At 71.1% G+C, this 19,904-nt stretch carries 14 protein-coding genes; 7 read left to right on the top strand and 7 right to left on the bottom strand.

The features are described 5' to 3' along the window. The first annotated feature begins 41 nt into the window (after positions 1-41). A complete protein-coding gene (locus tag BJY18_RS26855) occupies positions 42-1,724 on the top strand; it encodes a serine/threonine-protein kinase (RefSeq protein WP_184782713.1) in 1,683 nt (560 codons plus the stop codon). A gap of 244 nt (positions 1,725-1,968) precedes the next feature. After that, the gene (groL, locus tag BJY18_RS26860) at positions 1,969-3,600 is read left to right on the top strand and encodes a chaperonin GroEL (RefSeq protein ID WP_184782714.1); all 1,632 of its coding nucleotides are present in this window, start codon (positions 1,969-1,971) and stop codon (positions 3,598-3,600) included. Between the two features lie 427 nt (positions 3,601-4,027). Here the strand turns inward: groL and BJY18_RS26865 are convergent, their stop codons facing one another. Together BJY18_RS26865 and BJY18_RS26870 are read right to left on the bottom strand one after the other, a co-directional pair. Further along, the gene (locus BJY18_RS26865) at positions 4,028-4,366 is read right to left on the bottom strand and encodes a hypothetical protein (protein WP_184782715.1); all 339 of its coding nucleotides are present in this window, start codon (positions 4,364-4,366) and stop codon (positions 4,028-4,030) included. Between the two features lie 305 nt (positions 4,367-4,671). Then, on the bottom strand, positions 4,672-4,896 hold the full coding sequence (locus tag BJY18_RS26870; protein WP_184782716.1) for a PspC domain-containing protein: 225 nt from the start codon (positions 4,894-4,896) through the stop codon (positions 4,672-4,674). Positions 4,897-5,027: 131 nt separating this feature from the next. Between BJY18_RS26870 and BJY18_RS26875 the strand changes: the two genes are divergently transcribed. Then, positions 5,028-5,807: a transporter substrate-binding domain-containing protein gene (locus BJY18_RS26875; protein WP_184782717.1), complete on the top strand. Its 780-nt coding sequence runs from the start codon at positions 5,028-5,030 to the stop codon at positions 5,805-5,807. 49 nt (positions 5,808-5,856) lie between these two features. Here BJY18_RS26875 and BJY18_RS26880 read toward each other — a convergent pair whose 3' ends face one another. Next, positions 5,857-6,807, bottom strand: coding sequence for an o-succinylbenzoate synthase (locus BJY18_RS26880; protein WP_184782718.1), 951 nt, complete (start codon positions 6,805-6,807; stop codon positions 5,857-5,859). A 72-nt stretch (positions 6,808-6,879) separates the two neighbouring features. On the opposite strand from BJY18_RS26880, the gene BJY18_RS26885 reads away from it, so the two are divergent. Then, entirely contained in the window at positions 6,880-9,648 is a 2,769-nt protein-coding gene (locus tag BJY18_RS26885; RefSeq protein WP_246458984.1) for an AfsR/SARP family transcriptional regulator, read from the top strand. 793 nt (positions 9,649-10,441) lie between these two features. On the opposite strand, the gene BJY18_RS26890 is transcribed toward BJY18_RS26885, so the two are convergent. The 3 genes from BJY18_RS26890 to BJY18_RS26900 all read right to left on the bottom strand — a co-directional run bounded on the left by BJY18_RS26890 (position 10,442) and on the right by BJY18_RS26900 (position 14,413). Continuing rightward, positions 10,442-11,425: a DUF72 domain-containing protein gene (locus BJY18_RS26890; protein ID WP_221457977.1), complete on the bottom strand. Its 984-nt coding sequence runs from the start codon at positions 11,423-11,425 to the stop codon at positions 10,442-10,444. Positions 11,426-11,450: 25 nt separating this feature from the next. Next, entirely contained in the window at positions 11,451-12,215 is a 765-nt protein-coding gene (locus BJY18_RS26895) for a DUF4253 domain-containing protein (protein WP_184782720.1), read from the bottom strand. 551 nt (positions 12,216-12,766) lie between these two features. Beyond that, complete coding sequence (locus BJY18_RS26900; protein WP_184782721.1) at positions 12,767-14,413, bottom strand: DNA repair helicase XPB; 1,647 nt, start codon at positions 14,411-14,413, stop codon at positions 12,767-12,769. Between the two features lie 78 nt (positions 14,414-14,491). Between BJY18_RS26900 and BJY18_RS26905 the strand changes: the two genes are divergently transcribed. Further along, positions 14,492-15,109, top strand: coding sequence for an LppU/SCO3897 family protein (locus BJY18_RS26905; protein WP_184782722.1), 618 nt, complete (start codon positions 14,492-14,494; stop codon positions 15,107-15,109). Here the strand turns inward: BJY18_RS26905 and BJY18_RS26910 are convergent, their stop codons facing one another. Further along, a complete protein-coding gene (locus tag BJY18_RS26910; RefSeq protein ID WP_184782723.1) occupies positions 15,110-16,075 on the bottom strand; it encodes an ABC transporter substrate-binding protein in 966 nt (321 codons plus the stop codon). A 197-nt stretch (positions 16,076-16,272) separates the two neighbouring features. Between BJY18_RS26910 and BJY18_RS26915 the strand changes: the two genes are divergently transcribed. After that, on the top strand, positions 16,273-19,152 hold the full coding sequence (locus BJY18_RS26915; protein WP_184782724.1) for a sensor histidine kinase: 2,880 nt from the start codon (positions 16,273-16,275) through the stop codon (positions 19,150-19,152). A gap of 11 nt (positions 19,153-19,163) precedes the next feature. Further along, positions 19,164-19,841: a copper homeostasis protein CutC gene (locus tag BJY18_RS26920; RefSeq protein ID WP_184782725.1), complete on the top strand. Its 678-nt coding sequence runs from the start codon at positions 19,164-19,166 to the stop codon at positions 19,839-19,841. Positions 19,842-19,904 lie beyond the last annotated feature (63 nt).

The raw sequence follows: 19,904 nt of genomic DNA on the forward strand, positions 1-19,904 counted from the left end.
CCGCCAGTGGCAGCGGATACCGGCGCGTTAAGCTGCGCTGCGTGACAGGCGATGTGTCGGGGGACCTCACCGGTCGGCGGCTGGGCAATTACCGCATCGACTCGGTGCTCGGCAAGGGCGGCATGAGCGTGACCTACCAGGCCACCGACGTGCGGCTCGGCCGCAAGGTGGCGCTGAAGGTCATCGGGGACCACCTCGGCACGGACGCCGAGTTCCGCGAACGCTTCGTCGACGAGGCCCGCAACACCTCCGCGATCGACCACGCCAACGTCGTGCCTTTGTACGACTTCGGCGAGCTCGACGGGATGCTCTACATCGCCATGCGGATGGTCGACGGCGGCGACCTCGCCGGCCTGGTCTCCGGCGGTCCGATCGCGCCGTCGCGTGCGCTGACGCTGCTCGACCAGGTGGCCGACGCACTGGACACCCTGCACAACCACGGACTGGTGCACCTCGACGTGAAACCGGCCAACGTGCTGGTCACCAGCCGCGAGACCTCCCGCGAGCACGTGTACGTCGCCGACTTCGGCCTGACCCGCCGTGGCGCGACCGGCCACCGCACCCGCGGCGGTGACTTCCTGGGCTCGCCCACCTACGCCGCCCCCGAGCACCTGCGCGGCGAGCCGCTCGACGGGCGCACCGACCAGTACGCGCTCACCTGCGTGCTTTTCGCCTGCCTGACCGGAAACCCGCCGTTCCGCGGCGACGTGCCGACGGTCATCAAGGGCCATCTCGGCGGAGAACCCCCGTCGGTGTCCCGCGCCGTGGCCCTGCCGCCCGCCGTGGACGAGGTCATCCGCAAGGGCATGGCCAAGAACCCGACCGACCGCTACCCGAACTGCGTGGCGATGATCGCGGCGGCCCGCGTCGCCCTCGGCCCGCTCGCCGGCTCGGACACCCCGCCCGGCCCCGCCGGGCAGCACCCACCGGTCGAGCCCGCGGGCGGCCCGCCGGTCGCCGCCGGTTTCGCCGCGCCAGGTGGTTCGGGCCAGCCGGGTGGGCCGGGGCAGCCGGGTGGGCCCGTTCAGTCCGCTGGTTCCGTTCAGTCCGGTGGCCCGGCCCAGCCGGGCGGACCGACTCAGCAAGGCGGCCCGGTCCAGCAAGGCGGACCGGTCCAGCAGAGTGGTCCGGTCCCGCCAGGTGGTCCGAACAACGCCGCCCCTTCGGGGTACCAAGGCGCTCCCGGTCTGCCCGGCACTTCCACGCACCCCGGCATGCCCATGCAGCCTGGCGGCTACCCCGCGCCCGGCAGTCCCGGCCAGCCCGTGGCTCCCGGCCTCGGCGGATACGGCGCCCCGCCCGCGCCCGGCTACCCGGCGCGGCAGAACCCGTCCGGTTACCCCGGCCAGCCGCAGCCCGGCTACGGCTACCCGGGCCAGCCGGTTCCACCGCCCGGCTACGGCTACCCGAACCAGAACCCGGCCTACGGCGATCCGATGCGGCTGCGTCCGCCGTCACCGGTCACCGGGGCCGCAGCGTTCCAGCCCGCGGCCAAGAGCGGCAAGCTCACCTGGCTGTGGATCGTGCTCGGTGTCGTCGTGGTGGCCGGGCTCGTCGTCGGCGGGATCCTGCTGTTCGGCGGGAACGACGGGGACAGTGGCAGCGACACCCCCACTTCGACCGCGCCGAACATCCCGGTCGGTCCCGGCGGTTCACAGACGCCAGGGCCGTCGTCCTCGCGGCAGCCACCGCCCTCGTCGATTCCGATCCAGCCGAGCCGCTGACCTGCGCTTCTTGCACTCGCCCCCGGGGAGTGCTAAACACGGTATTGGCACTCGACGCCGTCGAGTGCCAGGCAGGCGGTCACCGATCGCCCGCCTGAAGGTCGGGACGGTGAGGCTGATCCACCCGGTCAGTCGTCCGTCGCGGGCACCGAGCCTGGCCGAGGAAGAGTCCTGCTGCCGCCGCTGCTGAGATACTCGAAGCACAGCGCGGCGGTGGCGCCCAATACCGGAGGACCACACCGCAATGGCCAAACTGATCGCGTTCGACGAGGACGCCCGCCGCGGTCTTGAGCGCGGCTTGAACACCCTCGCCGAAGCCGTCAAGGTGACCCTCGGCCCGCGGGGCCGGAACGTCGTGCTCGAAAAGAAGTGGGGCGCGCCGACGATCACCAACGACGGTGTCTCCATCGCCAAGGAGATCGAGCTCGAGGACCCCTGGGAGAAGATCGGGGCCGAGCTCGTCAAGGAAGTTGCCAAGAAGACCGACGACGTCGCGGGTGACGGCACCACCACCGCCACCGTGCTCGCCCAGGCGCTCGTGCGCGAGGGCCTGCGCAACGTCGCCGCGGGTGCCGACCCGATCGGCCTCAAGCGCGGCATCGAGTCCGCCGTCGAGGCCATCACCGAGCAGCTGCACAAGGCCGCCGTGCAGATCGAGACCAAGGAGCAGATCGCTGCCACCGCCTCGATCTCGGCCGCGGACCGCACCATCGGTGAGCTGATCGCCGAGGCGCTGGACAAGGTCGGCAAGGAAGGCGTCGTCACCGTCGAGGAGTCGAACACCTTCGGGCTCGAGCTCGAGCTGACCGAGGGTATGCGCTTCGACAAGGGCTACATCTCCGGCTACTTCGTCACCGACCCGGAGCGTCAGGAGTCCGAGCTGGAGGACCCGTACGTCCTGCTGTTCGGTTCCAAGATCTCCAACGTCAAGGACGTGCTGCCGCTGCTGGAGAAGGTCATCCAGTCCGGCAAGCCGCTGCTGATCATCGCCGAGGACGTCGAGGGCGAGGCCCTGGCCACCCTGGTCGTCAACAAGATCCGCGGCACCTTCAAGTCCGTGGCCGTCAAGGCCCCTGGCTTCGGTGACCGCCGCAAGGCCATCCTGCAGGACATCGCGATCCTGACCGGTGGCCAGGTCATCTCGGAAGAGGTCGGCCTCAGCCTGGACAAGGCCGACCTGTCGTGGCTGGGCCGGGCCCGCAAGGCCGTCATCACCAAGGACGAGACCACCATCGTCGAGGGTGCCGGCGACGCGGACCAGATCCAGGGCCGGGTCAACCAGATCCGCGCGGAGATCGAGAACTCGGACTCCGACTACGACCGGGAGAAGCTGCAGGAGCGGCTCGCGAAGCTGGCCGGCGGCGTGGCCGTCATCAAGGCCGGCGCCGCGACCGAGGTCGAGCTGAAGGAGCGCAAGCACCGCATCGAGGACGCGGTGCGCAACGCCAAGGCCGCTGTGGAAGAGGGCATCGTCGCCGGCGGTGGCGTGGCCCTGATCCAGGCTGCCGAGGCCGCGTTCGCGGGCCTGAAGCTGACCGGTGACGAGGCCACCGGCGCCAACATCGTCAAGGTTGCCGTCGAGGCCCCGCTCAAGCAGATCGCGGTCAACGCCGGCCTCGAGGGCGGCGTCGTGGCGGAGAAGGTCAAGGGCCTGCCGCAGGGCCACGGCCTGAACGCCGCCACCGGCGAGTACGAGGACCTGCTCGCGGCCGGCGTGCCGGACCCGACCAAGGTCACCCGTTCCGCGCTGCAGAACGCCGCGTCCATCGCGGCGCTGTTCCTGACCACCGAGGCGGTCGTCGCCGACAAGCCGGAGAAGGCCTCGGCCGCTCCGGCCGGCGACCCGACCGGCGGCATGGGTGGCATGGACTTCTGAGTTCGGCTGCACTACCCGGCGAAGCCCGGTCCACCCTCCGGTGGGCCGGGCTTCGCCCTTTCTCGGGCTCGCGTATTGCCGGGCCGCCCGTTCTTGGGCTGGGTGTTGCTGCGCGTCGCCCTTTCTCGGGCTCGCGTATTGCCGGGCCGCCCGTTCTTGGGCTGGGTGTTGCTGCGCGTCGCCCTTTCTTGGGCTTGCGTGTTGCCGCGCCGCCCTTTCCCGGGCTGCGTGGGGCAACAGCCGTCCGTTCTTGGTCGCCTGTTGCCACGCCGTCCGTTTCTGGGCTCCCCGTTCTACCCCGCCCGTTCTTGGTCGCCTGGTCCCGCACTGTCGGTTTCCGGGCTCCCCTTTCCGGCCCGCCCGGCCTCGCCGGTCGCTCGACCGCCCGTTCTCGCGCCGCCCGTTCCCCTGGCTGGGTTTCGCCCGTTCACGAAGTCAGAGCCCGCCGCTGCGAGAGCAGCATCGTCGTCAGCACCCCCGCCGCGAGCAGTCCGAGCCCCCTGCGCCAGGCCACCGCGGGCTGCCGTGTGCGGCAGACGACCACGATCGCGGCCATTGCCGTCGGCAGGACCACCGCGATCGGGATCGTCACCGCCAGCACGGCACCGACGCAACCGCTCGAATCCCCGTCGTCCGAGCATGTCGCGCTGACGCCCAGGAAAAGCAGCGACGCCCAGCCGGCCGCGAGGATCAGCAGCCCGCCGAGCAGACAGACCCCGATCCTCGCGAACGCGACCGAGGCCGTTGCCGGCAATCGAGGACTCATGTCCGGGAAGACGTATTCCACCGCCCCGGGTTCCCGCGCCTCGGCTCACTGCTGCCCCGAATTTCCCTCCCGCCCCGGCTCACAGTGCCGCCGGTTCCACGTCGTTCCGGCTCCCGCCGCCCCGGTTCCGTGCGCTCGGCTCACTGTTGCCCTGGGTTTCCCTGCTGTCCCGGCTCACTGCCGCTCCGGGTCTCCCCGCGTCCCGGCTCACTGTGCCTCCGGTTCCCCGTCGCTCCGGTTCCCTGCCGCCCCCGGTTCCCCGGCCGGGCCCGGTCGCCCCCTCCGCGTCCGGGGCCGGCCGGGGCTCAGGCCCCGGCCTCGGGGGTCAGGAAGACGGCGGCGAGGTACACCGGGATCATCACCCCGGCGGAAAGCACGGTGGCGGCGACCGTGGCGATGCGGACCATCGCCGGGTCCACGCCGAGGTAGTCGGCCCATCCGCCGCAGACCCCGGTGATCATCCGGTCGGTCCGGCTGCGGTGGAGCTTCTTGGTCTGCGGCTGGTAGGTGGTGTCCGTCGGGTTCGTCATGCCGGTAATCCTGCGCCCCGGACCACCCCGGCCACATCCGGGAACGGCCCGGAGAAGGCCCTGGTCCGGCAACCCTGAAAGACCCCGGGAAAGCCCTTGGACGCGGGGCGCTTGCCGGGGAAGATGACCGGATGAAGATCGTCGCGCTCGTGGTCGTGCTGCTGGCCGTGTTCGGTGTCGCGGCGGCGTCCGCGACCGGGCGCGGCGAACCCGGCCGGCCCGCCGCCGTGCTCGCCCGCGGCGAACTGCGCGTGTGCAGTACCGGGGATTACCGGCCGTTCACCTACCGCGATCCGGCCGGACGGTGGAGCGGTATCGACGTCGACCTGGCCGGCGACCTCGCGCACCGGCTCGGAGTCCGGCCCACCCTGGTCCAGACCACCTGGGCGCAGCTCGCCCACGACGTCGGAAGCCGCTGTGACCTCGCGATGGGCGGGATCTCGGTCACGGCGGAGCGGGCGCGGCTGGCCACCTACAGCACGTCCTACCAACGCGACGGCAAGACGCCGATCACGCGCTGCGCGGACGTGGCACGATTCGGGACGCCGGAGCAGATCGATCGCCCGGAGGTTCGCGTCGTGGTCAATCCTGGTGGTACCAACGAAAAGTACGTGCGCACGCAGCTGCGGCGAGCCACTGTCGTGCCGTATCCGGACAACAACACGATCTTCGGTGAGCTGCTCGCCGGTCGGGCCGACCTGATGATCACCGACGCGTCCGAGACGCGCTGGCAGGCCCGGCAGCATCCGCAGCTGTGCGCAGTGCACCCGGACCATCCGTTCACCGACGACGAGAAGGCCTACCTGCTGCCGCGAAATCCCGGGCCACTGCTGGACTACGTGAACGGATGGCTGCGCGCGATCCGGGAGGACGGGACATACGCCGCGGTCACCCAGCGCTGGTTCGGCTGAGGTCGCGGAACCCGTCAGGGGCGGTCTGCTGCTCTGGCCTGCCCGGTGGTCACCGCGGCGCTCGGCGGAACTCGGCTCGTACCCGCGCCAGCCGGTCCTGCCAAGCCTGCCGCACCTCGGGAGACGCGGCGAACGGGGCGTACGCGTCCGGCTCCGGCGCCTGGGTCAGCACCGGGAGGTAACCGTCCACAGGAGACAGCGTGGTCGTGCTGACATCCCCCTGCAGCAACGACATTGTGCCGAGACCGCAGGCGAAATCGAGCCGCGGCAAGGCGCCCGCGAGGGCCAGCCCGGCCGCCAGCCCCACACTGGTCTCCACCGCCGAAGACACCACGCACGGCAGCCCGCACGCTTCGGCGACCTCGAGGGCGCGGCGCACCCCGCCCAGCGGCGCGACCTTGAGCACGGCGACGTCGGCCGCTCCGGCGACGGCCACTTTCAGCGGGTCTTCGGCCCGCCGGATCGACTCGTCGGCCGCGATGCGCACGGAAACCCGGCGGCGGACGGCGGCGAGGTCGTCGATCGTGGGGCAGGGCTGCTCGGCGTATTCCAGGCCGCCGGCCGCCCGGTCCAGTTCGCCGAGGGCGTGCACGGCGGTGTCCACGTCCCAGGCCGCGTTCGCGTCCACCCGGATCGCGCCGGACGGGCCGAGCGCTTCGCGGACCGCCGCCAGGCGGGCGCAGTCCTCGGCGAGCGTGGCGCGCTTGTCCGCGACTTTGACCTTCGCCGTGCGGCAGCCGGAGGCGAGCACCAGCTCGTGGGCACGTTCGGGCGCCACGATCGGGACTGTCGTGTTCACCTCGATCCGGTCCCGGACCGGGGCCGGCCAACCCCGGTCGCTCGCTTCGACGGCGGCGGCGAGCCAGGGCACGCTCTCGGTGTCCGAGTAGTCCGCGAACGGGCAGAATTCTCCCCATCCGGCGGGCCCGTGGAGCAGCACGCCCTCACGCACGGTGATGTCCCGGAATCGGTTGCGCAGCGGCAGCGCGTAGACCTGCATGACTGCCGATCATGCCATCGCGGCGGGGAACCCGGGTGCCGTCCGGGTCGTCGGACATTCACAATGGAACCAATGGACTTCCGGGTGCTCGGCCCGGCCGAGGTGCTGGCCGGCGACCAGGTGGTGCCGCTGGGCGGCAGCCGCCCGCTGATCGTGCTCACCGGGCTCCTGCTGCGGGCCAACCGGCTCGTCTCGGTCGACCTGCTGAGCCACTGGCTGTGGACCGACGACCAGCGTCGTTCGAAGGGCGCTTTGCAGACGTACGTGCTGCGGTTGCGCCGCGCGCTCGGTGAGGGCGTCTCGATCCGCACCGAGCGTGGCGGATACCTGCTCGAAGTCGACGAAAACGCGGTGGACCTGCTGCGTTTCCGGCAGTTCACCGGACGGGGCCGCGCGGCCGCCGAGCGTGGTGAACACCGGCGGGCGGCCGAGTTGTTCGAGGACGCGCTGGCCGAATGGCGCGGGCCGGCACTGCAGAACGTCGAATCGGACGCCTTGCACCGGGAGGAAGCGGGCCAGCTCGCCGAGGAGCGCGCGCGGGTGCGCGAACAGTGGGCCGAAGCGCTGCTGTCGGTCGGCGAGTACGACGCGATCGTGCCGGAGCTGAGCCGGCTGACCAGGGAACATCCGTTGCGCGAACGCCCGCACGAGCAGTTGATGCTCGCCCTGTTCCGCGCCGGGCGGCAGGCCGAGGCGCTGGACACCTACCAGCGGATCAGCGCCGTGCTGGCCGAGGAGCTGGGCCTCGATCCCGGCGCCGGACTGCAGCGTGCTCACCGGCTCGTACTGGGCGGGGACGATGCCACGCGCTACCGGCCGGCGGTCGAACCGCAGGTGCCCCACCAGCTGCCGGCGGACCTTCGTGCGTTCGCCGGGCGGACCGCGGCGTTGAAGACGTTGCGCGCGTTGGTGCCCGAGGCGCTCGACGAAGGTACGTCCACTCCGATTGCCTCGGTGGAAGGCCTTGGCGGGCAGGGGAAGACGACGCTGTCCGTGCACTTCGCACACCAGATCGCGGACCGGTTCTCCGGCGGTCAGGTGTTTCTGGATCTGCGTGGTTTCGGTGCCGGTGATCCGCTGGATCCGCTCGCGGCCCTGGAGGCGATGCTCACCGCGCTCGGGGTGCCCGCCGACCGGATTCCGTGCGGTCTCGACGAGCGGGCGGCGACCTGGCGCACGCACACCGCGGGCCGGCGGCTGATCGTGGTGCTGGACAACGCGAACAGCTCGGAGCAGGTGCGTCCGCTGGTGCCAGGACCGGGCTGCCTTGTCGTGGCCACCAGCCGGCTGCAGCTGCGCGGTCTCGCCGCCACGCACGGTGTCCGGCGCATCGCACTGTCCGAATTGGACGACGAAGAAGCGGTGGAGCTGCTCGCGTCGGCAGTCGGTGTCGAGCGGGTGAGAGCGGATCCGGCCGCGGCGGAGCGGTTCGTGCGGTACTGCGGCGGGTTGCCGCTGGCGATCCGGATCCTCGCCGTGCGGCTGGCGCAGTTCCCGGACCTTCCGCTGGATGAGTTCGTCGCTGCCCTGCCGGCGGAACACGGCCGCCTCGGCACGTTCGACCTGGGGGACGGGGACGAGACGAACATCCGTGTGGTGTTCTCCTGTTCGTACCGGGCTTTGCCGGCACCCGCAGCCAGACTGTTGCGGCTGCTGGGGTTGCCGGTGGTTCCGGTGTTCGATGTGGACACTGCCGTCGTGCTCGCGGGCCGGACGGGCAAGGAGACCCGGGAGGCGCTGGGCGCGCTCGTCTCCGCGCATCTGCTCGCCCAGCCGAAGCCGGGGCAGTACCGGTTCCACGACTTGATCCGGGAGTACGCGTTCGAACTGTCGTACCAAGTGGACAGTGCCGAGGAGCGCGCCGCCGCGTGCGGACGGCTGCTCGACTGGTACCTGGTGACCGCGCGGAACGCGGCCTGGGCGATGCGGCCGGACCGGTTCCAGGACAGCCTGGGGATCGAGGATCTGCGTGGTGGTCTGGAATTCGCTGACTATCACGAGGGTCTTGCCTGGTTCTCCGCGGAGCACGAGAACCTGGTTTCGGTGGTGAACTGGTCGTTCCGGATCCAGCAGTACGCGCATTGCTGGAAGGTGGCGTGGCTGCTCTTCACCTATTTCGCCGGCCGCGGCCGGGTCGACGAGTGGCGTGCGGTGCACGAGGTGGCCCTGCGTGCGACCCGCGACTCCGGCGATCGCGCTGGGGAAGCGGCGATCCTCAATGGACTGGGCGTGATCGACGCGGTCGTCCGCGACTACCCGTCGGCGCGGCGTCATCTGGAAGAAGCCCTTGCCGTGCAACAGGAACTCGGGTCCCTGCGAGGCGAGGCACGGGCTCGTTACAACCTCTCGCAAAGCGCACACGACCTGGAGGACTTCCCCGCCGCGTATCGGCATGGCATGCGCGCCCTGGAGATCGCCCGCGAACTGCGCCTGGACGGCTTCGAGACGAACGTATTGCGCGCCCTGGGCGACCTGTGCGCGACGATGGGTGACCATCCGCAAGCTCTGTCGCTGGCGGAGGAAGCGCTGTCGCTCGTTCCGCCGGAAAACCCGCGCATCGGCCGCTTCGCGCTCACCACGCGCGCCAGGGCGCTGCTGGGGCTGGGCCGGCACACGGAGGGTATCGAGTGCATGTCCGAGGCAGTGGACATGTTCTTCGCGATGGACGAGGAGTACGAGGCCGCGGACGTCCTGTCGGACCTCGGAAGCGCCCACCTGAGCCAAGGCCGCCCCGCCGCCGCCCGCGATTGCTGGCTGCGCTCGGTCCGCCTGCTGACCACCCTGTCCCACCCGGACGCGGACACCGTACGAGCGAAACTGGCCACCTTGGTGGGCGGCTGAGGCCGATCTCTCCGGCGCGGGTTCCTTGGCTGGGCTGAGTACGCGGGGTGAGCCGGTTGCCTGAGGGTGGGGTCGGGTGCGCCCGAATGGTCGGGTGGTGCCGGTGCCGGTGCCGGTGGGCGGTGCTGGTGGCGTGTGTGTGGGTGCGCCGGGTGGTGTGGGCACGCCAGGTGGCGGACGCAGGGTGTGGCTGAAAGACCGAATGCCGGATGGCGTGCGACTGACGCCGGACTCCGGCTGGCGGTGTCGAGTGGGTTTGGGGACACCGGGTGGCAAGCATCGGGTAGCGGCCTGGAGGCGCCGGGTGTCAGGCACCGGATAGCGGGGTAGGCGCCGGGTGTCAGGCACCTGATAGCGGGTTGTGGGCATCGGGAGGCACCGACCTCCGACCTCCGACCTCCGGAGTCCGGCGTCCGACCTCCGGAGTCCGGCGTCCGACCTCCGGAGTCCGGCGTCCGACCTCCGGAGTCTGGAGGTCGGCGTCCGACCTCGGATTCCGGGGTGCGGTTCGGTGCCCGTGATCCGGGCGGCGGGCGTCGCGAGCCCGGATGGTCGGGCGGCGTCGGCGGGTGCTGGGAACGGCCTCGCCCCACCGGCCACCCCAGCATGGACGGGCCACGCGTGCGGCTGGTGGGAGGGTGCGTCTCCCGCCGCGGGGTGCGGGTGGCGTTCGCAGTCGGGTGGTGGTCTCGGGGTGGGTCCGGTGCGGTGATCTGCCTGCCGACCCCCAGCGACGACAGGCAGACCACCTGCACCGCTACCCCTAGCCAACCGGATGCCGCTCACTGTGCGCTCACTGTGTGCGGGGTTCACCTCTTTCGGGGACCGCGAGATCGAGCAGACGGGTGAGTGTGTGTGCGTTGTGCGGTGCTTCGGCTTTGATGTCGTTGTCGAAGTACACGTGGACGGCGCGGTGACCTCGGTCGTGCCACTCGGTGATTTTCGCTGCCCAGTCGCGTAGTTCGGACTCCGGGTACCCGCTTGCGTACAGTTCGGTGGCGCCGTGCAGGCGGACGTAGCTGAAGTCGGTGGTCTGGTCCTCTCGGTAGGGCCACCGGCCGGCGGTGTCCGCGGTGACGAGTGCGACCCGGTGTTCGCGCAGGAGTGCGAGGGCTTCGCCGGTGACGAAACTCGGGTGCCGCACCTCGAGAGCGTGCCGGAGCGGGCGTTCCGTGCCGGGGTCCAGGAAGGGCGCGTGTTTCAGCTTGTCGTCGTGGCCCGCACCGAGGGCGGCCGCTTCCGTGGTGGTGCGGGGCAGGCCGGCGAGAAACGTGGCGACCCGGTCCGGGTCGAACGCGAGCCGCGCGGGCAGTTGCCACAGGAACGGCCCGAGCTTGTCCCCGAGCGCGAGCACCCCGGAGGCGTAGAAGTTCGCGAGCGCGGTTTCGACGTCACGCAGCTGCTTGAGGTGCGTGATGAACCGCCCGCCCTTGACCGCGAACAGAAACCCGGAGGGAGTTTCGTCGTGCCACGCGCGGTAACTCCCCGGTGCTTGGAGTGAATAGAACGAGCCGTTGATCTCCACGGAGTTCAGCCGCCGCGACAGGTATTCCAGCTCGCGTCGCTGCGCCAGGCCCTCGGGGTAGAACTGCTTGCGCCACGGTGGGTAACGCCATCCGGATGTGCCGACCCGTATGTCCGCGATCGCGACCACCGCCTTCCCCCGGCGGGTTTTCCCGCGCGGACGGTTGCGGTAAACGCGACCGCGCGGCCGGGTTCCGGACAGTCGAACCAGAGCTTGGGACGGCTGTCCCAGCCGCGCGGACGTCCGTCTCATGACTTCGGCTCACCGGCCCGCGTGCTCACGCCCACGAGAACCGCCAGCGCCGGGTGTGGACCAGAGTGCTCGCGTACTCCCGCAGGTTGCCGGGCTGGGCGAGGTAGGTCGGCAAACTGAACGCGCGGTGCTCGGCTGCGACGGTGAGCGCGCGGGCCTGCGTGCGCGGCGGGGCGGAGACGGACAGCTCGAGTGCATCGAAACCGAGCGTGACGAGCGTGGCACCGAAGCGGTCCTCCCAGCTGCGGAGCACGGCGGACAGTTCGGCGACCCGGTCGGTGGACTTGATCATGCCTGTCCAGCCGATCAGCGCGGGGAGGTCGGCCGGCCGCTCGGCCTGGACCAGACCGAGCCGATGTGGCGAGCGCCCGGCGAGCACGGTGCCGGTGTTGCCGGCCTCGGCGAGCGGATCGCATCGGCGGTGCGAACGCCGGGCGAGGCCGGGGAACTGGGCGCCGAACGGGCGCAGGCAGGCACCGTCGCAACAAGATGCGTCCCACCATCGCGCGAGGACGGCCTCGGGATCCACGGAACCGACGCGGTGCCCGGCGGGCGCGAGCCGGCCCCGGTCGTCGAGCCAGTCCTCACCCCGCGCGGCGAACCGCTGGTCGAACGGGACCAGCACCGGCCACAACCCGGACCGGCCGAATTCCGCGACGCACTCGAGGTATCGCTGGGGCCGCGCGAGTGGCTCGTCGGAGACCCAGATCCGGCCGTGCCACCGCCCGGGCGGCAACGTCTGGACCGGCGGGACCGCGACGCCGGTGGGGTGGAACGGTGCGATCGTCATGAGCTTCCCCTCGAACTGGTGTTCGGCCTTCCTGCTTGTCGAACAGTAGTTCGAGGGTACGACAATTTCCAGAGGGTTGGTCGCTCATCCGTTCGAGTGAAGTGTTGAAAGTGCAGGTGGCGAGGTGCTTGTGGGACGGCTGTGGCGAAAGTGAGGTGTGAGGCAGCCGTTGGGCCGAAAGTGTGGTGGCGCACGGTTGGCCCGACGTGGACCGGCGGGCCGTCGCGAATCGGTGGGCCGCCGGGACCGGCGCGGGCCGCCGGGGACGGGTGCGGACCGGGGAAGCGGACCGCCGCGGGCAGATGCGGACCGACGCGGCCAGATGCGGACCGGCGAGCCGCCGTGGGCCACCGCAGGCAGGTGTGGACCGGCGGACCGCCGCGTACGGGTTCGAATCGGGGGCCGCCGCAGACGCGGGTGCGGGGCAGGCGCGAACCGATGCGAACCGACGGGCCGCCGCGAACCGCCGCGGGCCACCACAGGTAGGCGCGAACCGATGCGAACCGACGGGCCGCCGCGAACCGACGCGAACCGGCGCGGACCGGCGCGGTTCAGAGTGGTCGGCGGAGGTCCTCTGCGTCCACGATGTGGTAGGCGTAGCCCTGCTCGGCCAGGAAACGCTGGCGGTGGGCGGCGTATTCGGTGTCCACGGTGTCGCGGGAGACGATCGAGTAGAAGTGGGCCTGTCGGCCGTCTCCCTTCGGGCGCAGCAGGCGGCCGAGGCGTTGTGCTTCCTCCTGGCGGGAGCCGAACGTGCCCGACACCTGGATCGCCACCGAGGCTTCCGGCAGGTCGATCGAGAAGTTCGCCACCTTGGACACCACCAGGGTGCGCAGTTCGCCGCGGCGGAAGCGGTCGAACAGTTCCTCGCGCTCCTTGTTCCGGGTCGCGCCCTGGATCACCGGGGCCTCCAGTTCCGCGCCCAGCATCTCCAGCTGGTCCAGGTACGCGCCGATGACCAGGGTCGGCTCGCCGGGATGCCGGTCCACAATGGACTTGATCACCGGGATCTTGGTCATCGCGGTGGCGGCCAGCTTGTAGCGCTCGTCCGAGTCCGCGGTCGCGTACGACAGGCGCTCGGCCTCGGTGAGGGTCACCCGGACCTCGGTGCATTCCGCGGGGGCGATCCAGCCCTGTGCCTCGATGTCGCGCCACGGCACGTCGTAACGCTTCGGCCCGATCAGGGAGAACACGTCGCCCTCGCGTCCGTCCTCGCGCACCAGCGTCGCGGTGAGCCCCAGGCGGCGGCGGGACTGCAGGTCGGCCGTCATCCGGAACACCGGAGCCGGCAGCAGGTGCACCTCGTCGTACACGACCAGGCCCCAGTCGCGGGTGTCGAACAGCTCCAGGTGCTTGTACTCACCCTTCTGCCTGCGCGTGATGACCTGGTAGGTCGCGATCGTGACCGGCCGGATCTCCTTCTTCTCCCCGGAGTACTCGCCGATCTCCTCCTCGGTCAGCGACGTGCGCGCGATCAGCTCGCGCTTCCACTGGCGCCCGGCGACGGTGTTGGTCACCAGGATCAGCGTGGTCGCCTGGGCCTGCGCCATCGCGGCCGCGCCCACCAGCGTCTTGCCCGCGCCGCAGGGCAGCACGACGACACCGGAGCCGCCGGCCCAGAACGCCTCGGCCGCCCCGCGCTGGTAGTCCCGCAGCTGCCAGTCGCTCTCCTCCAGCGCGATCGGATGCGCCTCGCCGTCCACGTAGCCGGCGAGGTCCTCGGCCGGCCAGCCGACCTTCAGCAGCGCCTGCTTGAGCCGGCCGCGTTCGGACGGGTGCACGACCACGGTGTCCGGATCGATCCGCGCGCCCAGCATCGGGCTGATCTTCTTGTTCCGCGACACCTCTTCCAGCACTGCGCGGTCGGTGGTGGACAGGACCAGGCCGTGTGCCGGGTGGTGGGCGATCTGCAGCCGGCCGAACCGGCCCATCACGTCGACCACGTCGATCAGCAGCGGCTGCGGCACCGGGAACCGCGAATACGTCGTGAGCGCGTCCACGACCTGCTCGGCGTCGTGCCCGGCTGCCCGTGCGTTCCACAGCGCCAGCGGCGTGATCCGGTAGGTGTGCACGTGCTCGGGCGCCCGTTCGAGCTCGGCGAACGGGGCGATCGCGATCCGCGCGTCGCCTGCCTTCGGGTGGTCGACTTCGAGCAGCACGGTCTTGTCGGACTGCACGATCAAGGGGCCATCGGTCACCTCTCCTTTATACGTTCCCTCCCGCGCCGGGTCGCGGGGATGCCAAGATGACCCGGAGGCCTGTGCAGGAGGGACCCCGTGACCACACCACCGTTCGGCGCGCCGCCGGCTCCGAACCCGTTCCAGCCGCCGGGGCACTTCTCGTCGCCGGGGCCGCGGCGAAGGCTCTCGGGCAAGGTGAAGGGGCTCATCGCGGGCGCCATCGTGCTGGCGCTCGGGCTCGGCGTGCTGGCTGCGTTCGGTGTCGGTGCCATCGCGCGCTCGGCCGGTCCGCCGTCCGCCGGCAGTTGCCTCTACCTCAGCCAGGCGGGCCTCGACACGCAGAGCTACCACGACGCCGCCTGCTCGGACAGCCGTGCCACGTACCGGGTCGACGACGTGATACGCGGCCGCTCCTCCTGTCACGGCGAGGACTACGTGCGCTTCGAGATCTACGGCACCTCGCGTACGTCGCGTACGCCGCAGCGGACGTTGTGTCTGGCCCTGAACGTGTCGAACGGCGAGTGCCTGCGTGACGTCGACGACGAGTCGTCCATCAGCAAGGTGGCGTGCAGCGATCCGTCCGCGGAAGCCCGCGCCGTGGTCCACAACGGCAAACGGTCGAGCAGAAGCTGCGGCGAAGAGGACGCAGTGCTCGTGTACGCGGGGCCGCCCGTCCGTACGGTGTGCCTTCAGCCGACAGGCGAGAACATCTAGTTACGGCTGGTTTTCCACGGGCAACATGGCCTGTACGTCGAGCCGGTTCGGGATCTGCCCGGAGCTGTGCATCAGGTCGGCCACGCGTTGCAGCCGCGTCGCCGACAGCGTGGTCGGGTAGCTGCCGAGAGAGATCAATGCCGCAGTGGTCGCGTCGATGTCGGAGAACGACGGCAGTGCGTCGCGGACCGTGGCCGGGTCCGCCGCGGCGAGCTGGGCCTGGGTGAGCACGCGGCGGAAAGCGGCGAGCGTACGCGGGTTCGCCGCCGCGAAGGCGCCGGTCGCCGCGTAGCCGGAGGCCGGGAAATCGAGCGTCGCCCCGCTCGATCCGTCGGCAAGGATCTGCGCGCCCAGCTCCTTCTCCGCCTGGGTGATGAAGGGTTCCACCATCACCGCCGCGTCCGCTCCGCCGGACTGCAGGACCTCCGGCATCTGCGAGAACGGGCTCGCCTGCAGGCGGACCTTGGCCGGGTCGACGCCCGCGGTGGCGAGCACCGAGCGGGCGGTCAGCGCGCCGACGTCGTCCGTGCGGTCGACCGCGATCTTCGGGGACTTCTTCGAGGTGGGCTCGCGGTAGTCCGAGCCGGGGAGCGTGACGAGGGCGATCGTGTTGTCGCCCGAGGTGTAGGCCTCGCCCTGCAGCTGGAGTGCGGTGCCCGCCGCGGCAGCGCGGAACAGTGAGACGTCGCTGGCGAACGTGACGTCGACCCTGCCCGAGGTCAGCTTGGCCACGCCGTCGTCGGTGCCGAGGTCGACCAGTTCGACGTTCAGGCCGGCCTCCCGGAACTTCCCGGAGGCGGCTGCGATCCGTAACGGCGCGGTGTCTATCGGAGTGGCTACCCCGACGCGCAAGGTAGTCCGTTCGGGCGGAGGTGGTTGCGGACTGTCAGCAGACTGGAACAGCCCGCAGCCCGTGCTCGCGAAGAGCAGCGCGACCAGCGCGAACGCCGGACCGATCACCTTCATGTGCTCTCACCTACCGGGAGAATCTTCGCCTTGTGCTGGATCGTATGGGCCGCTACCCATACGATCCAGGGCAGGGCCGTACCCTCGCCAGGGTGGTTTTCCGTTCCACTCATCTGGCCTACTCGTCAGTAGGGTCGCGGTCGGACACCCTCGATGACGTCCGTGGGTAGGGGTCTCACGGTGAAAAGGAAGCACAGGTGATCCGTCGCGACGAGCGTCCCCGATCGGGCGACGCGACGGAGCCCGCTGTGCGGCGGGTCGGCGGCCGGTGGCGGCTGCGCAACTGGCACCTGCGCACCAAGCTCTTCGCCGTCCTGCTGATCCCCGCGCTCGCCGTGGTCGTGCTGGTCGGCCTGCGGATCACCAGCGATCTGGGGGACGCGCAGCAGCTCGCCGAGTTCGCCTCGCGCAGCCGGGTCGACGCGACGGTGGCCGAAATGGTGCACCAGCTGCAGCGGGAACGCGACGTCACGGTGCGGTTCGTGGCCGGCGGCCGGAAGGGCCCGACGACCGGTCTCAAAGCCCAGCGCACCCGGGTGGACCAGGCGATCGGCACGTTCCAGAAGACCTTCTCCGACAGTGCGCCCCGGCTCGACACCACCGCCGCGGGCAGTCTGCAGCAGAGCGACGACCGGCTCGGCGTGCTCGGCGGCCTGCGTTACTCCGCCGAGCATTCCGCCTTCCCGGCCGACGCCGTGCTCCGCTCCTACAGCGAGCTGATCTCCGGTCTGCTCGACATCAGTGACACTGCGGCGGCGGACGTCTCGAACGGGGGGCTGGCGCGGCTGCGCCTGGCCGGCAACGCGCTGGCCCGGATCAAGGACCAGATGTCGGTCAAGCGGGCGGTCATGTCCGAGGCACTGGCCCAGGGCACGCTCAGCCGGGACCGCACCCGTTCGCTGCTCGGCGCCGAGGCGGAGCTGGCCGCCGCCCGCAACGACTACCGCACCTTCGCCACCCCCGACCAGCAGCGGATGTACGACGACACGGTGATCGGGCTCGTCGTGGACATCGGCAACGACATGGTCGAATCGGCGCTGGTCCAGGCGGAGAACGACGAGTCGCTGTCCGGGCTCGACCCGGACCGCTGGGACACCGCGTCGACCTACACGGTCAACCTGGCCCACCAGGTGCAGCAGGCGCTGCTCGTCCAGCTGCAGCAGGAGACCGACACGCTCGCCGCCCGCGCCCGCACGTCGACGATCTGGGACGGCGGCGTCGTGCTGGCCGTGCTGCTGGTCGCCGGGGTGCTGTCGGTGATCATCGCGCGTTCGCTGCTGCGGCCGCTGCGCGTGCTGCGGCGCACCGCGCTCGACGTGGCCGACCATCGGCTGCCGGAAGCCGTGCAGCGGCTGCTCACCGAGCCCGACCCCGGACCGGAGAACCTGCGCCACCGTGCCGCGGTCGCGCCGGTGCCGGTCTTCACGCGCGAAGAAGTCGGCCAGGTCGCGCGCGCGTTCGACGCGGTGCACGGTGAGGCGGTGCGGCTGGCCGCGGAACAGGCGATGCTGCGCGAGAACGTCAACGCGATGTTCGTGAACCTCTCGCAGCGCAGCCAGGATCTCGTCGAACGGCAGCTGTCGGTGCTCGACCGGATGGAAGCCGGTGAGCAGGATCCGGACACGCTCGCCGGCCTGTTCGAGCTGGACCACCTTGCCACCCGGATGCGGCGCAACAGCGAGAACCTGCTCGTGCTTTCCGGTACCGACCTCGTGCGTGAGGACTCCGGACCGGTCGTCGCGGACGAGATCATCGGCGCGGCACTGTCCGAAGTGGAGGATTACCAGCGGATCGAACTGGGCCCGGCGCCCGCGCTGGCGGTACGTGGCGAGGTGGTCAACGACCTCGTGCACGTGGTGTCCGAACTGCTGGAGAACGCCACCCGTTACTCCGGCGAGGCGACCCCGGTCACCGTCGAGAGCGAGTGGACCGCCGAGCGCGCGTGGCGGATCGAGATCACCGACCGTGGTGCGGGCATGCCGCAGGCGGAGATCGACCGCACCAACCAGCGGCTGGGCGATCCGCCGGAGGTCGACGTCGAGGTGTCCCGGCGGATGGGCCTGTACGTGGTGGCGACTCTGGCGCTCCGGCACGACATCCGGGTTTCGCTGCGCCCGGGTGGGGGTGCCGGGCTGACCGCGGCCGTGCTCGTGCCTGCCGCGCTGATCGTCGAAGCACCCCCACTGCCGCAGCCGGCCGAACCGGAACCCGCGCCGGAGCCGGAGCTGCTCGCCCCGCTCATCCCGGTCGAGCCGGAAGAGCCCGGCGCCCTGCTCACCCCGGTGCTGGAGCAAGGCCCGCCGCGGCGGGCACCGGTCGTCGAGAACGTCCCGCAGTGGCCACCGGCGCAGGAGGAGCGGTCTCACCTGGACCTCGACGCGCCGACCGACCGGATGCCCGCCTACCGCGACGTGCTGTCGCGCTGGTTCGACTCCGCCGCGCCGGAGGGGGAGCCGCCCGCGCCGCCGGAACCGCGCGTGGTGGCGCCGGAACTGCTGGCCGAACAGCAGGAGCCGAAGTCGTTGCCGGAGCCGCAGTGGGTACCCGCGGTGGCGGTGCCGCCGGAGTTGCCGCCGGAGCCTGCGGCGGAGTTGCCGCCGGAAATGGTGCCGCAGGAGCCGCTGCCGCCGGGACCGTTGCCGCCGGAGCCCGAGTCCGTGCCGGAACCGCTGCGTGAGTCGGGGCCGCCGTCAGAAACGTTGTCAGAGCCGGTGTTCGAGGCGTTCCGCGATCCGGGGGTGGTGCCGGAGAACGAACCGCCGCCGTGGCCGCCGGTGGCGCCCGAACCGGCTGACGTGGCGTTCCCCACTGTGGATCCGGACGGGCCGGCCGACGGGCCGGCGCCGGCGTCGCTGCCGCTGTGGCCGACGCCGGATGAGCTGGAGCAGGAGGACGGCGCCGAGGACACCTGGCCGTTCCTGCGCGTCGCCGAGGTGGTGGACCCCGGGCAGGTGCCCGAGCAGCGGCCGATACTCTCGCTTTCCCCCGAAGCGGTGCGCGAGCGGATGACGAGCCTGCAAGGCGGGTTCCGGCGCGGCCGGCACTCCCGGGGGGACGACACCCCGCACTCGGATTGAACGGAAGACCGATGAGCTCGACGACCGCCCTGCTGGAAGTGATCGCGCTGAGCGCCGAGGACGCGGAGCGCGCGCAGGAGGGCGGCGCGGACCGGCTCGAACTGGTCGCGGACATGGCTTCCGACGGCCTCACCCCGTCCGTGGAGACGGTGCGCGCTGTGCTCGCGGCCACCGACCTGCCGGTCCGCGTGATGCTCCGCGCGGAGAACTCGTTCGCTGCCGGGGACATCGACGCGCTGCGGGCCATCGTGGCCGGGCTGCTCGACGCCGGCGCCCGTGAGTTCGTGTTCGGCTTCCTGACCGAGGATTCCGAGGTCGACGTGGACGCCTGTCGCGTGCTGCTGAAGGAGATCGACGGGCAGCCGTGGACGTTCCATCGCGCCATCGACCGAGCCCTGGACCCACTCGCCGCGTGCGGCGTGCTGGCCGAACTGGGCTGCGACACGGTGCTCGCCGCGGGGCATCCGAACGGCGTCGGCAGCGGTCTGCCGGTGTTGCAGCAGCTCGCCAGGCGCGCAGCCGGACCGGAGCTGCTGGTCGGTGGCGGGCTGCGTGCGCAACAGGTCCACTTGCTGCGCGCCGGTGGGGTGCGCGGGTTCCACGTGGGGGGCGCGGTGCGTCCGGACGGCTGGGAAGCGCCGGTCGACGCGGCCGCGGTGCGGGAGTGGGCCGAGCTGGTCAAGGGCTGAAACCCCGCGTCACCCCGAATTCCCGGGATCCGGGAACGGGTTTTTCTCCCGGAGGACCGGATT

Origin of the sequence: Amycolatopsis jiangsuensis (assembly GCF_014204865.1) — a bacterium.
Classification (GTDB): domain Bacteria; phylum Actinomycetota; class Actinomycetes; order Mycobacteriales; family Pseudonocardiaceae; genus Amycolatopsis; species Amycolatopsis jiangsuensis.